This is a genomic window from Kitasatospora sp. NPDC098652 (genome assembly GCF_044760155.1).
Classification (GTDB): Bacteria; Actinomycetota; Actinomycetes; order Streptomycetales; family Streptomycetaceae; genus Kitasatospora.
Genome location: NZ_JBIWAQ010000017.1, coordinates 21,771 through 35,229, shown reverse-complemented (window position 1 = coordinate 35,229; position 13,459 = coordinate 21,771). Strand labels below are relative to the sequence as shown.

General features: G+C 73.1%; 10 protein-coding genes. 7 read left to right on the top strand and 3 right to left on the bottom strand.

Going from position 1 to position 13,459, the window contains the following annotated elements; all coding sequences use genetic code 11:
* Positions 1-402 precede the first annotated feature (402 nt).
* The 4 genes from ACIQWA_RS29525 to ACIQWA_RS29510 all read left to right on the top strand — a co-directional run bounded on the left by ACIQWA_RS29525 (position 403) and on the right by ACIQWA_RS29510 (position 6,214).
* Positions 403-1,032 (top strand): LysE family translocator, encoded by a 630-nt coding sequence (locus tag ACIQWA_RS29525; RefSeq protein ID WP_402487644.1) that lies wholly within the window; start codon positions 403-405, stop codon positions 1,030-1,032.
* A 287-nt stretch (positions 1,033-1,319) separates the two neighbouring features.
* Positions 1,320-1,784: an MBL fold metallo-hydrolase gene (locus ACIQWA_RS29520; protein ID WP_402487642.1), complete on the top strand. Its 465-nt coding sequence runs from the start codon at positions 1,320-1,322 to the stop codon at positions 1,782-1,784.
* A 144-nt stretch (positions 1,785-1,928) separates the two neighbouring features.
* A complete protein-coding gene (locus ACIQWA_RS29515; protein ID WP_402487640.1) occupies positions 1,929-2,564 on the top strand; it encodes a hypothetical protein in 636 nt (211 codons plus the stop codon).
* Between the two features lie 398 nt (positions 2,565-2,962).
* A complete protein-coding gene (locus ACIQWA_RS29510) occupies positions 2,963-6,214 on the top strand; it encodes an AfsR/SARP family transcriptional regulator (RefSeq protein WP_402487639.1) in 3,252 nt (1,083 codons plus the stop codon).
* A 13-nt stretch (positions 6,215-6,227) separates the two neighbouring features.
* Here ACIQWA_RS29510 and ACIQWA_RS29505 read toward each other — a convergent pair whose 3' ends face one another.
* A complete protein-coding gene (locus ACIQWA_RS29505) occupies positions 6,228-7,013 on the bottom strand; it encodes a hypothetical protein (protein ID WP_402487637.1) in 786 nt (261 codons plus the stop codon).
* 255 nt (positions 7,014-7,268) lie between these two features.
* Here ACIQWA_RS29505 and ACIQWA_RS29500 point away from each other — a divergent pair, with 255 nt between their 5' ends.
* Positions 7,269-8,660 (top strand): hypothetical protein, encoded by a 1,392-nt coding sequence (locus ACIQWA_RS29500; RefSeq protein WP_402487635.1) that lies wholly within the window; start codon positions 7,269-7,271, stop codon positions 8,658-8,660.
* Between the two features lie 5 nt (positions 8,661-8,665).
* The gene (locus ACIQWA_RS29495; protein ID WP_402487633.1) at positions 8,666-10,150 is read left to right on the top strand and encodes a CHAP domain-containing protein; all 1,485 of its coding nucleotides are present in this window, start codon (positions 8,666-8,668) and stop codon (positions 10,148-10,150) included.
* Positions 10,151-10,210: 60 nt separating this feature from the next.
* Here ACIQWA_RS29495 and ACIQWA_RS29490 read toward each other — a convergent pair whose 3' ends face one another.
* Entirely contained in the window at positions 10,211-11,254 is a 1,044-nt protein-coding gene (locus ACIQWA_RS29490; RefSeq protein ID WP_402487631.1) for a helix-turn-helix transcriptional regulator, read from the bottom strand.
* Positions 11,255-11,360: 106 nt separating this feature from the next.
* On the opposite strand from ACIQWA_RS29490, the gene ACIQWA_RS29485 reads away from it, so the two are divergent.
* Positions 11,361-11,759 (top strand): VOC family protein, encoded by a 399-nt coding sequence (locus tag ACIQWA_RS29485; RefSeq protein ID WP_360245363.1) that lies wholly within the window; start codon positions 11,361-11,363, stop codon positions 11,757-11,759.
* Positions 11,760-11,885: 126 nt separating this feature from the next.
* Here ACIQWA_RS29485 and ACIQWA_RS29480 read toward each other — a convergent pair whose 3' ends face one another.
* Positions 11,886-13,391, bottom strand: coding sequence for a tyrosinase family protein (locus ACIQWA_RS29480; protein WP_402487629.1), 1,506 nt, complete (start codon positions 13,389-13,391; stop codon positions 11,886-11,888).
* Between the last annotated feature and the right edge of the window lie 68 nt (positions 13,392-13,459).

Sequence of the window (13,459 nt, the reverse complement as noted above, 5' to 3'; positions counted from 1 at the left end):
GTACGGCTCCTACCGCCGGGGCGAGGCGTTACGGTGCCTGGACAGCCTCGAGACGCTCCTGCGAAAGAGCAGCTGCTTTCCTCACCACGCCGACGCGTTCGAGGCCACCGTGGGCTTCGTGGAGCGTGCCTTCGCCGCCCACCGAGGCGGCGCGGGCGGCGAAGCGGGCGCCCTGGACTGGGCGTTCGTCGTTCCGAGCCGGATGGCCGACGGTGACGCGCTGCACGTGGACGAGTTCTCCGACTTCCTGCCGTTGCTGCATCCCCGTTTCGGCGCAGACGCGTGGGTCGTGCGGCGGCTGCTGTCGCTGCTCCCGCCCGCGCTCCGAGGTCTGGACACCCCTCCGTCTCAGCCTACGAATATCGCTTGCAGGGCTGCCCCGCCCGCACGAGCATCGCGCCCATGCCTGTCGATCCGCACCTCTTCGTCGTCTTCCTCCTCACCACCCTCGTCGCGATGGTCACCCCGGGGCCGGACATGCTGTTCGTCCTCGGCTGCGGGATTCGCGGCGGCGCCCGCGCCGGGCTGCTCGCCACCGCCGGGGTCGCGACCAGCGAGGCCGTTCACATCGCGCTCGCGGCCGCGGGACTGTCCGCGTTCTTCGCCGCCGCGCCGACCGCGTTCACCGCACTGCGCCTGGCCGGCGCCGCGTACCTCGTGTACCTCGGCGTGCAGGCGATCCGCCACCGGGGCCAGGAGCGGGTCGAGTCGGCGGGCGCGAACGGGGTCTCCGGTCGGCGGGCGTACGTCCGCGGGCTGCTGACCAACCTGGTGAACCCGAAGATGGTCACGTTCACGATCGCGTTCCTGCCCCAGTTCGTCGACCCCGCGCTGGGTCGGGTCTGGCTCCAGTTCCTGGTCCTCGGCGCGGTCTTCATCGCGGTCGAGTTCCTGGTCGACGGCACGGTGGGCGTGCTCGCAGGCCGGATCGGCGGCTGGCTCGACCGGCGCGCGGCCGCGCGCCGTCGGCTCGACGTGGCGACCGGCGGCCTGTTCATCGGCCTGGGTGTGCGTCTCGCCGCCGAGCGTTAGGCCCTCTCGCGCTCGGGCCGCCGGGTGATCGATGCGAGCCGGAGCGCTGGAGTCGGAGCGCTGGAGCCGGACGTCGAGTTCCAGGGCCGAGCCCATGGGTGAGGAAGCGCGGAGCCGGCGCTGAGCGGTCCGGAATTCTCCTGTGCCTCGAGCGGTTGCGGCCGGTTGCTGCCAGGTGGTTGCACGAGACGGGAGAGTGCGCGTGAAGATCGGTGACATCCAGGTCCTGCCGGTGTGGGACGGGGTGGGGGTCGAGGTCGCGGCGGACATCCTGTCCCGTCCCGGCGGTGACGCACGACGGCGCGGCCGTGTTCCCCCAGGCGACCTACCGTGCGCACCGGGCCGACTGGGAGTACTTCGTCACCGGCGACAACGCGCAGCCGAGCGCGGTCGACAAGCTCACTCCGCTCGGTTCGCGGCTGGAGCTGTTCGACGCGGACTTCACTGTGGCGCCGGGTGTCGATGCGCTCCACGTGCCGGGCCACACCCCCGGCTCCACGGTGTACGTGGTCTCCTCCGGTGGCCGGAGGGCCGTCCTGCTGGGGGACGTGGTGCACTCCGTCGTCCAGTTCAGCGAACGGGATTGGGAGGTGGTCTGGGACGTCGACCCTGCCGCCGCCTCGGCGGTGCGCAACCGGATCGCGGACCGAGCGGCGGACGGAGACGACCTGCTGGTGGCCGCGCACTTCCCCGGCATGCGCTTCGGGCGCGTCGTCGTGGGGGACGGCGACCGCAGCTTCGTGGCTGTCTAGTGGCTCGTCACGCAGCGCGGGCATGGCGCCGGCGGACGTAGGCGCCGATGGTCGCCGATTCGGTCCAGCAACGACATTGACGACCTTGACGCCCTTGACGCCCTGGGGGCGGCGACGGCCAGGGTGGCGGACGCCTTCCGCGGCATGACGGCCGACATCGGCGAGACCGGGTGCGGTCGCTGCTTCACCGAGGGCGAGATGAGGCTGGTGCGCAGCCCTGATGTCCCGCTCCCCGTGGAGCTCGTCCGCCAGGTCGCGCAGAAGGAGCCCGGCCACTGGGATGACCAGGCGGCGGTCATCCGACGCGTGCTCCCGCAGCTCGTCCTGGTGCTCGCCGGGCGTCCGGCGGACCCGGAGTTGATGGCGCGGGGGCCGGCCGCGGCGGGCTGGTCGGAGTGGCCCGGCGAGCAGGCCGCGTCGGTCGCCGGTTTCCTGGACGCCTGGTGGCCGCAGACCCTGCGCACGGCGTCGCCGCCGACCCCAGCGGCCGAGGTCTTCGCGAGCTGTGTGACGGCGAGTTCGACAGTCACTCCCTGGCTCGCCCGCCGGGAGGCGGAGCTGGAGGCGGAGGCGGAGACGGGCCCGGTCGCCGGGCATCACCTGGACGAGTGCGCCGACCGGTGGCGGGAGGAGCTGCACTCCGGCACCTCGCCGTTCTGGTGGTGGTGGGGCAGTCCGGCGCAGGAGCGGGCGGCCTGGCAGGAGGTGACGCTGTGGCTGGCCGGTCGGGGCCGGCCGCAGCCGGTGCCCGGCGAGGCGGGGAGCACAGTCGGGGAGTGACGACCGGGAACGGTCGTCCGGCGGACGCGCGGCAACCACCACGGACAGCGCCTGCTCCACGGCCTCCTGGACATCCAGCCGGACAACCCGGGCCGGGCGGCCTCCGCCCTGGTCGCCGCGCCGGCCGCCGTATGCCGGGCCGTCACCTTCTGCGCCGAGCACGCCCACGAGCCGATCTCGGTCGCCGACCTCGCCCGCGCCGCCCGCGCCGCCCGCGCCGCCCGTGCAGCGCCGGGGGTGCGACGGGGGCGGTCGGCACCGGGGACGCGGTAGCGGCGGCGCGGTCCGTCCGGTGGAACCTGGCGGAGAGGCCCTGCCGTCCGCCCCGAACCGTGTACGGTCAACCCGTGACGCAGTGCCGGTCGCCCTCGGGCGGTCGAAGGTCCGGGGGGACGGGGATGACGGAGTTCAGTCTGTTGGGGCCGGTGGAGGCCCTGCGTTCGGGGGAGCGGCTGGTCCTCGGTGGCCCGAAGCCGTTGAGCCTGCTGGCCGCCCTGCTGCTCCAGCCCCGCCAGGTGGTGAGCTCCGCCCGGCTGATCGACCTCGTCTGGGGCGAGCAGGCGCCCGCGACCGCCACCGCCCTGGTCGCGAGCTACGTCGCCGCCCTGCGCCGAGGCCTGGGCGCCGAGGCGGACCGGCTGCTGCTCACCCGCTCGCCCGGTTACCTGCTCGCCGTGGACGGCGAACAGCTCGACGCCTGGCGGTTCGAGCGCGGGCTCGCCGAGGCCAGGAACGCCGTCGAGCGCGGTGAGGCCGAGCAGGCGGTGCACGCCTTCGACACCGCTCTCGCCCTGTGGAAGGGCGAACGCGCCCTGGAGGGGATCGACCAGCCCTTCGCCGAGGCCGAGTCCGCTCGGCTCGGCCGGCTCCGGATCGACGGCATCGAGGAGCGCGCGGCCGCCCGGCTGTCGCTGGGCTGCGACGGCGAACTCGTCTCCGAGCTCGCCGCCCTGTGCGCCCAGCACCCCCTGCGGGAGCCGCTGCGCGGGCAGCTGATGACGGCCCTGTACCGGATGGGCCGGGCGGCCGACGCGCTGCGGGTCTTCCAGGAGGGGCGCGAACTGCTCGCCGACGCGCTCGGCATCGACCCCGGGCCGGGTCTGCGGCTGATCCACCAGGCGATCCTCACCGAGGACGAGACCGTGCTCGGCGCCACCGGCCCGGTGTCCGTCCGCCCCCGGACTCGGCTCAGGGCTGCGGACCCGGGGCCGTCCGGGGCCCCGCCCGTGCCGCCAGGGCCCGTACCGCCAGGGTTCGTGTCGCACGGGCCCGTACCGCAAGGGCCCGTACCGCCCGTGTCCGTGCCACGCCAACTGCCCTTTGCGGCACGTGACTTCGTTGGTCGAGAGCGGGAGGTCGGCTGGATCGAGCGGGCCCTCGGCGCGTCCGGCGGCGGCACTGGCAGCGCCGACCGCACCGGCGGTGCCGACGGTCACCCCGGCGCCGACCGTCACCCCGGCGCCGCCGATGTCGCCGTGCTGTCCGGCCGCGCCGGCTGCGGCAAGACGGCGCTGGCGATCCACGTCGCCCACCGGCTGGCACCCCGCTTCCCCGACGGCCAGCTCTACCTCAACCTCCGGGGCACCGCCGACCGCCCCGTCGGCCCGCACGACGCCCTGGGCCGACTGCTGCGCGCCCTCGGCGTCGACGCCGCCCTGCTGCCCACCGGCCTGGACGAACGGGCCGAGCAGTACCGGATGCTGACGGCGGACCGCCGGATCATCACCGTCCTGGACGACGCCGCCAACGAGGAGCAGGTCCGCAGCCTGCTGCCGGGCACCGCGAGCTGCGCCGTCCTGGTCACCAGCCGTGGCCGGCTGCCCGTCCTGGAGGGCGCCGCCGTACTGGACCTGGACGTCCCGGCCGTGGACGAGTCGGTGGCCGCCCTGGCCAGGCTGGTCGGTGCCGAGCGGGTCGCGGCCCAGCCCGAGGCGGCCCGCGAGATCGTCGACCTGTGCGGCCGACTACCGCTCGCCGTACGCGTCGCCGGGGCCCGGCTGGCCGGGCGCCCCCACTGGGCCCTCGGTCGACTCGCCGCCCGGCTGCGCGACGAACGCACCCGGCTGGACGAACTCACCGCCGGGGACCTCGACGTCCGGGCCAGTCTGACGCTCAGCTGCACCGGGCTCTCCCTGGCCGCCCGCACCGCGCTGAACCGCCTCGGCCTGCTGAGCCCCGCCGACCTGCCCGCCTGGGTCGTGGGCCCGCTGCTCGACACCGACCCGACGGCCGCCGAGGACGTGGTGGACGAGCTGGTCGACGCCCAACTCCTGGACGCCGTCGGCACCGACGCCGTCGGCCAGACCCGCTACCACCTGCACGACCTGGTCCGCCTGTTCGCGGCCGAGCACGGTCGGCGCGAGCCCGTCGAAGAGCGCACCGGCGCGGTCGTCCGACTGGTCGACGCCTGGATCGCACTGGTCGACGAGGCGGTCGAGAGCAGTGCCACCGGCACGCCGGGCATTCCGCCGGCGGAGGACCCGGCCTGGCGCTTCGAACCCGGGCAGAGCGCCGAGTTCCTCGCCGACCCCAGGGCCTGGCTGGAGGCGGAGCACGACAGCCTGGTCGTCATGGTCGAGGAGGCCGGGCGGGCCGGGCTGGACGTGGCGGCCTGCCGGCTCGCCAACAGCGTCGCGCTCGGCCTGTTCGCCGCGCACAACCAGTTCGACTCCTGGTGGCGGACCCACGAGGCGGCCCTCGCCGCCGCCCGCGCGGGCGGCAACCTCGCCGGCGAGGCGCTGCTCCTGGTCGGGCTCGGGCGGCTGCGCTTCGAGCAGGACCGGCTCGCCGAGTCCTACGACTACTACCGCCAGGCCATCGCGGTCTACCGGAGCGCCGGCGCCAACGACACCGGCACCGGCACCACCAGCCTCGGCACCACCGGCTTCGGCACCGACGACGCCCGCATCGGTGAGGTGGCCGCCCTCGCCGGGCTGGGCGAGGTCTGCCGCACCCAGGGCCAGTACGGGGAGGCGGTCATCCACCTGACGCAGGCCCTGGCGGGCGCCGAACGGCTCGGGCACCGGCTGACCGAGGCCCAGGCCGGTTACGGACTTGGCAGCGTCCACTGCGAACAGGGCCGCTTCCCACAGGCCCGGGAGAGCCACGAACGCGCCCTCGCCGCCTACCGCGCGGCCGGGAACCAGCGCGGCGAAGGCCTGGTCCTGCGCGGACTCGGCCTGGTCGAGCGCGCCCAGGGAAGGCTGGCCGAGGCCGCCGCCGTCTCGGCCCGGGCCGAGGACCTGCTGCGCCGGGCCGGCGACCGGCTCGGCGCGGTGTACGCCGCCCAGGCGCTCGCCAAGGTCCGGCTGCGCCAAGGCGACCACGCCCCGGCCAGGATCGCCCTGGAGGACGGCCTGGAGACCTGCCGCGAACTGCGCGACGGCTTCGGCGAGGCGCTCATCCTGCGGACGCTCGGCGAACTGGCCCTGGCCGAGGGCGAACTCGAGGCGGCCGGCGAGGCGCTCCGGCGCTCCCTCCAGCTGTGGGACGTCCTCCGGCTGCCGCTGTGGCGCGCCCGGACCCTGCGCGACCTCGGCCGCCTCGCAGCCGCGGGCGGTGACCCGGCCGCGGCGGAGGCGGCCTGGCAGGAGGCGCGGGGCGTCTTCGAGCGGTACGGCAGCCGGGAGGCGGGCGAGAACCTTGCCTGAGGCCGACGGGCCGTCAGGCCTCGGCGCGCGGGACGACGGCCCGGAGCACCCGCTCGGGGACGACCCAGGCCCGGCCGGTCGTCGTCCCGACTGCTTCCCCGGGCGTGTCCCCGGCCGCCGTCACGGTGCTGACCGTTCCCGAGCCCGGTGAAGTGAGGCGCACGCCCGCCGGCAGCTCCGTGGGGAAGCCGTCGTAGACCCGGCTCGGTATGGTCCAGACCGTGGAGTCCTGGTAGCCGCACGCGGCGACCTCCTCCGGGCCGTCGAAGGCGATCAGCGCGCCGCCGAGCAGCAGGGCCACCGGCCGCGGATCGTACCGGCCCGCGCGGTCCACCGTGGCCCGACAGAGCGTGCCGTCCGCGGGCACCACCGGCAGGCCCCGGAAGAGCGGCAGCGGCACGCCGTTGACCACGCCCCGGGCCGGGGCCGCCTCCAACTCGGCCTCGCTGGCGAAGTCCAGGCGCGCCTGGCCGACCATCATCGCGACCGCGGTGGTCACCTGCCCGTCCCGGCCCTGCACCAGGGTGCCGTCGGCGGGCAGCGCCTGTCCCGGGTCGAAACGCCCGGGCATCGCCAGCACCCGGCGCTCGTCGTAGCCGCAGGCTGTCAGCTCGGCCAGGTCGGCGAAGCGGACCAGGACGCCGCCCACCGCGACGGCCAACTGCCCGGTGGAGTCACGCACCAGGGTGCCGTCGGCCAGGTCGGCCAGGTCGGCCAGGTCGGTGAGCGGGAGAGCGGGCGGCGGAGCGGGCGGGGGATCGGCCGGGGCGGGCGTGCGGGGGAAGCGGTCGTCAGGCATGGCGCGGTCCTCGGTTCGACGGAAACCCCCATCGTGTCGACCGGCGATTCAAGTTCCCTGCAAGTCCGCTGGAGGATTCCCGGTCGCCTTGCAGGCCCGGCGACCCGCAACCGCCTCCAGGTGATCAGCGGCCGCTCTGCACCGAACTTGCAGACCGCTGTCGGAACGTCGGATCAGCGAAGCCCGGCCGGGCCGATACCGCCGGGCAACCAGTCAACCGACAACCGAACCGCGTTTCGTGGAGGAGAAGACCCCATGACCCGGATCCACCAGGGCGTTTCCACCGGCCTGACCGCCGTCGCCCTCAGCCTCGCCCTCGCCGCCGCCACCGCGCCCCTGGCCGCCGCCGTGCCCTCGGGCACGGTCGCCTGCGACCCGGCCGCGTCCGACGGCACGGCGACCGACCAGGCGATCGCCACCACCCTCAACCCCCGCCTGCAGGGCAAGATGCGCGGTGCGCTGAACGGCTACAACGTCTCCTGCGCCCGGACGATCGTCAACACCGTCCGGAACCGGGGCCTCGACAACCACGCCGCGGTCATCGCCGTCACCACCGCGATCGTCGAAGGCAGCATCAACAACCTGACGTACGGCGACGCGGACAGCCTGGGCCTGTTCCAGCAGCGCCCGAGCGCGGGCTGGGGAACGCCGGCCCAGATCGAGGACCCGGTCTTCGCCACCAACTCCTTCCTCAGCCACATGCTGGCCAACTTCCCCAACGGCGCCTGGAAGAGCCAGCCGGTGGGCGTCGTCTGCCAGGGCGTCCAGGGCTCCGCCTTCCCCGAGCGCTACCAGCCGCAGGCCGGCGACGCCCAGCTGATCGTCGACGCGCTCTGGGCCCCCACCGCACGGCTCGGGGTGTTGCAGAACGGTGCGTTGACGGTGAAGCAGGGGGCGCTGACGGCGGGGTGGAGTCCGGAGTGGGGTGGGGGGTTGGCGAGGTTCAAGGTGAGTGGCAGTTGGATCGGTGTGCTGACGACCGGTGGTGAGCTGTATGTGAAGGAGGGGGATCTGAACGCGCCGTGGGTGGATGAGCGGGGTGGGGTCGCCGACTTCGAGTTGGACCAGGGTGCGGGTCGGGTGGGGGTGTTGACCACGGACGGGCATGCGGTGGTCAAGGACGGTGGTCTGGCCGGTAGTTGGGTGGACCAGACGAACGGCGTGAAGCAGCTTCGGCTGTCCGGCGACTGGGTCGGTGTGGTGTTCAACGACGGGACGGCCTCGGTGAAGGAGGGCGGTCTGCTGGCGGGTTGGACGCCGGAGACCAACAATGTGGCCGATCTCCAGCTGGACCGTGCCTCCGGCCGGGTCGGTGTGCTGACCAAGGACGGGCACGCCATCGTCAAGGACGGTGGTCTGGCCGGTAGTTGGGTGGACCAGACGAACGGTGTCAAGCAGCTTCGGCTGTCCGGCGACTGGGTCGGTGTGGTGTTCAACGACGGGACGGCCTCGGTGAAGGAGGGCGGTCTGCTGGCGGGGTGGACGCCGGAGACCAACAATGTGGCCGATCTCCAGCTGGACCGCGCCTCCGGCCGGGTCGGTGTGCTGTCCACCGACGGTCACGCCATCGTCAAGGACGGTGGCCTGACCGGTGGTTGGACCGACCAGACCAACGGCGTCCAGCAGCTCGGCCTCACCAGCTTCTGAAACACGTGCCGCAGAACCACCACACCCGACGGATCATCAACGAGAGGAAGCTCATCACCATGTCCCGGACCCTGCGCCTGCTGTCCGTCCCGCTCTCGACCGCGCTGCTCGGCGCCTGCGTGACCCTTGCCGCGCCCTCCGCCTCCGCCGCCACCGGAAGCGACCTCGCCACCCTGGCCCTGAACAACGCCGGCAAGGGCGCCGGTTCCTGCTCGGTGGTCAACAGCGCACCGAACAGCCTCGGTGGCACGTCCTTCGGTTCCAGCTGCAAGCCCGAGTACTGGTGCTCCGACTTCGCCATCTGGGTCTGGCAGAACGCGGGCCTGGACGTCGCCGGGCTCACCGCCTCCTCGGGTACCTTCTACGCCTACGGGCAGGCCAGAGGCACCCTCCACACGGGGCCGGACTACCGGCCCCAGCTCGGCGATGCGGTGCTCTACAACTACAACGGCGCCGGGCGCGCCGACCACGTCGGGCTCGTCACCAAGGTCAACGCCGACGGATCCGTCCTCACCACCAACGGCGACTGGGGAGGCCAGGGCTCGGACGAGGCCGCCTTCGCCCGCACCGCGACCGTCCAGAACCTCACCCTCGGCGCCGCCGAAGTCCCGGTCGGTTCGGTCCCCACCGCCGTCAACATGCGGATCAGCGCCTACATCAGTCCCGCCGGCCTGACGGGTGCCCGGAACTCCCGCATCGGGGTGTTGCAGAACGGTGCGTTGACGGTGAAGCAGGGGGCGCTGACGGCGGGGTGGAGTCCGGAGTGGGGTGGGGGGTTGGCGAGGTTCAAGGTGAGTGGCAGTTGGATCGGTGTGCTGACGACCGGTGGTGAGCTGTATGTGAAGGAGGGGGATCTGAACGCGCCGTGGGTGGATGAGCGGGGTGGGGTTGCCGACTTCGAGTTGGACCAGGGTGCGGGTCGGGTGGGGGTGTTGACCACGGATGGGCATGCGGTGGTCAAGGACGGTGGTCTGGCCGGTAGTTGGGTGGACCAGACGAACGGCGTGAAGCAGCTTCGGCTGTCCGGTGACTGGGTCGGTGTGGTGTTCAACGATGGGACGGCTTCGGTGAAGGAGGGCGGTCTGCTGGCGGGGTGGACGCCGGAGACCAACAACGTGGCCGATCTCCAGCTGGACCGTGCCGCCGGCCGGGTCGGTGTGCTGACCAAGGACGGTCACGCCATCGTCAAGGACGGTGGCCTGGCCGGTAGTTGGGTGGACCAGACGAACGGTGTCAAGCAGCTTCGGCTGTCGGGCGACTGGGTCGGTGTGGTGTTCAACGACGGGACGGCTTCGGTGAAGGAGGGCGGGCTGCTGGCGGGGTGGACGCCGGAGACCAACAACGTGGCCGATCTCCAGCTGGACCGCGCCTCCGGCCGGGTGGGCGTGCTGTCCACCGACGGTCACGCCATCGTCAAGGACGGCGGCCTGACCGGTGGTTGGACCGACCAGACCAACGGCGTCCAGCAGCTCGGCCTCACCAGCTACTGACCCCCACCGCTCGAAGGCCGCGTCGCCGTACCGCCCGCCCGGGTGGTGCGGCGACGCGGCTCAGGCGGGTCCGGGGGTGCGGTCACGGGCGTACGAGGCGAGGCGATCGGCCAGAGCGGCGACGCGGGCCCGCAGTTCGTCGGGCCGCTCGATGACGAACGGCCGGTCCAGCGAGGCGAGTACGGCGGGCAACCAGTCGAGCCGCTCCACCCGCAGCTCGACCACCCGCCAGCGCTCGACCGTCGCGTCGCCTTCGGGAGCATTGCCGTCGGGAGTATTGCTCTCGGGAGCGTCGTCCTCGGGAGCGCCATCCGCCAGGCGTGCGACGCTCGCCGGGAGCCCGGCGCGGATCTGCCCGACCGTTCCGTGGATCCGCACGGTCACCTCGTGCCGGTACTCGGCGGTGGCGAACGCCGACAGCACCCGCTCCGCCGGATCCGGGCCGTCGGGCAGGTCGAAGGAGCCGGGCAGGGTGCGGGCGTCCGCGATCCGGTCGAGCCGGAAGGTCCGGTCCTCGTCGAGCCGGGCGTCCCGGCCCGTGACGTACCACCGGCCCGCGTGGGCGACGATCCCGTACGCGTGCAGCGTGCGCTCGGTGCGGCGCCCGTCGCGGCCGGTGTGGTGGAGGGAGACCGGTCGGCGGTGGCGGACGGCGTCGGCGAGGGTGAGCAGGACCTCGGCGTCCGGGGTGTCGAACTCGCCGGGCCGGTCCGTGAAGGCGAGGGCGTCCAGGAGCGGGTCGAGCCGGCGGGCGAGGTGCTTGGGCAGGACCCGTCGGATCTTCGCCGCCGCCGTTTCGCCCGCCGTGCGCTCCGCCGTGCTCAGGCCCGCGCGGCGGCCGGCGAGCAGGCCGAGCAGGACGGCCAGCGCCTCGTCCTCGCCGAGCATCAGCGGGGGCAGCCGGTACCCGGGGGCGAGCCGGTACCCGCCGTAACGGCCGCGCACCGACTCCACGGGGACGCCCAGCTCGCCCAGCTGGTCGACGTACCGCCGTACGGTGCGCCCCTGGACACCGAGCCGGTCGGCGAGTTCGGCGACGGTCCGGGTGCCGCCGGACTGCAGCAGTTCCAGCAGGGTCAGCACGCGGGCGGTGGGTCGGGGCATGTTCGCAGCCTAGGCGGAATAGCGGACCGATTCTGTCCAGTATCCCGCCTAGCCTGCGTCGTGCAGGTTCCCGAGTCCCGTTTCAGGTTCAGCCAAGGAGATCCCCGTGCACTTCGTCTCGATCCGCATCATCACCGCCGACGTCGCCCGCCTCGTCGCCTTCTACGAGCAGGCCACCGGCGTGCGGGCGGTGTGGGCCACCGAGGACTTCGCCGAACTGGGGATCGGCGGCGCCACCCTCGCGATCGCCGGCACCCGTACCGTCCCGCTGTTCGCCCCCGGCTCGGCCCGCCCGGCGGACAACCACAGCGTGATCACCGAGTTCCTCGTCGACGACGTGGACCGCGTCCACCGCAACCTGAGCGCCGTCCTCACCGAGGTCGTCGCCGGTCCCACCACGATGCCCTGGGGCAACCGCTCGCTGCTGTTCCGCGACCCCGACGGCAACCTGGTCAACTTCTTCACCCCCGTCACCCCGGCGGCGAAGCAGAAGTTCGCCCGCTGAGCCCGCTGAGCCCGCTGAGCCCGCTGAGCCCGCTGAGCCCCGTTCGCCCGGGAGCCCGGTGGATCCAGGGCTCCCGGGCGAACGGGCGAACGGGCGAACGGGAGAGAGCGACGGGCGTGGCCGCGGTTACGCCTCGCCGACCAGGAGGCGGGCGTTGACAGTGGGGTTGCCGGCCTGGCCGAGTGGGAAGGCGGTGCCGATCTCCCCGGAGTGGCCCGGGACGTCGATCCGGACGGTCAGGGCGCGGTCGAGGATCTGTTCCCTCGTCAGCCGGAAGTCGATGTTGACGGTGCCGTGCTTGACGCACGTCGCGCACTGGCGCGGGTTGTTGGGCTGGAAGAAGAACCGCTCCGCGACCGGCTCGCCGTTGGCGAGCAGGCTGATGATGAACGACCCCGGGATGTTCAGCCGGTCGATGCCCTTCACCCGCACCGAGACCGGGTCGGCGCTGCGGAAGGAGAAGGTGCGGGCGGCGTCGATGCTGCCGGAGAGGTTCTCCATGACGGTCTCCGCGTGGGTGGGCAGGTCCAGTCGGTCGTACCCGATGTCGGTGGCGATGGTCTGGTCGGCGGTCGCGGTGAACGGCGGCAGCGAGTTGAAGTGCGGGTCGGTGAGCCAACTCTCGTCCCCGCCGGCCAGGGTGGTCCGGAACCCGGCCAGGGTGGTCGCGTGGTTGCGTGTCTGCCAGCTCAGCCACAGCCGGTCGATGTTGCAGTGGTAGAACCAGAAGACCGGGTCGAAGGCGGAGACCTCCTGGACGCCCATCGTCGGCCCGACCGAGCCGTGGCCGCCGTCGTGGGACTGGATCGAGAACTTCTGGTAGCCGTTGATGTCGGACGCGCCCCAGAGGGACTGGGCCATCGACGTGGCGATCTCGGCCAGGACGCCGAAGCGCTCAAGGTTCGCCGTGATGTCGGCGACGGAGTAGCGCTGGGTCGTGTACGGGAAGGTGTCGGGGACCGGCGGCGTCGCCATGGCGCCGGGGTCGGCGGGCAGGACGTACCGGTCGAACGGCGGGTGCTGCAGGCGGTCCGGCAGCGGGGTGGAGATGTCCCAGTAGGGGAGCGTCACGTCCTGACAGCCCGGGACGGAGCGCAGCGCGTCCTCGAACTCGCGCAGGTAGACGCGGTGCCAGGGGTTGAAGCGGGGCTCGTGGTGCAGGCACCAGGCCTTCGGGAGTCCGTGCTGCCCGGCCAGCGTGAAGTAGCCGTCCGGGGCGGTGGTGGAGCGGGCCATGACGCCGTTGAACGCTGTTGTCAGGAGGGCGAATTCGGCGTCGGTGAGGGTGGTGACGTCCTTGCGCAGCCGGGCCGGGGCCGCCCCGCCGGGTGCCGTCGTGACCGGTGTCGAGGTGCCGAGCGGGAAGCCGTTGACGATCCAGTTCTTGAAGGTCTGCGAGCGGTTGGCGCTCCACTTGCCCGCCGCGTCCGGGGGCATGTCCGCGTTGGGGGGCGCGGTGTGGGCGAAGATCGTGAGGGCGTTCTGCTTCACTCCGTCGTACGTGCCGAGGTCGATGCCCTTGGCGGCCATGTGGGCCACGTCCTCGGGGCGGAAGTAGGTGCGGATGTCCGCGAGGTACGTCGGATTCGCGACGACCGGATCGGGGGCGGGGGTGTTCGGGGGTGTGGTCATGGGTCCTCCGGCGGGCTCGGGGCGGCTGCCGGGTGCAGCGCGCGCACTCTCGAACAGCGATCGCGAGT

Excerpts from the sequence above, each read along its gene's own strand:
- ACIQWA_RS29525 (WP_402487644.1), top strand. The coding sequence starts at position 403 with ATGCCTGTCGATCCGCACCTCTTCGTCGTCTTCCTCCTCACCACCCTC.
- ACIQWA_RS29515 (WP_402487640.1), top strand. The coding sequence starts at position 1,929 with ATGACGGCCGACATCGGCGAGACCGGGTGCGGTCGCTGCTTCACCGAG.
- ACIQWA_RS29510 (WP_402487639.1), top strand. The coding sequence starts at position 2,963 with ATGACGGAGTTCAGTCTGTTGGGGCCGGTGGAGGCCCTGCGTTCGGGG.
- ACIQWA_RS29505 (WP_402487637.1), bottom strand. The coding sequence starts at position 7,013 with ATGCCTGACGACCGCTTCCCCCGCACGCCCGCCCCGGCCGATCCCCCG.
- ACIQWA_RS29500 (WP_402487635.1), top strand. The coding sequence starts at position 7,269 with ATGACCCGGATCCACCAGGGCGTTTCCACCGGCCTGACCGCCGTCGCC.
- ACIQWA_RS29490 (WP_402487631.1), bottom strand. The coding sequence starts at position 11,254 with ATGCCCCGACCCACCGCCCGCGTGCTGACCCTGCTGGAACTGCTGCAG.
- ACIQWA_RS29480 (WP_402487629.1), bottom strand. The coding sequence starts at position 13,391 with ATGACCACACCCCCGAACACCCCCGCCCCCGATCCGGTCGTCGCGAAT.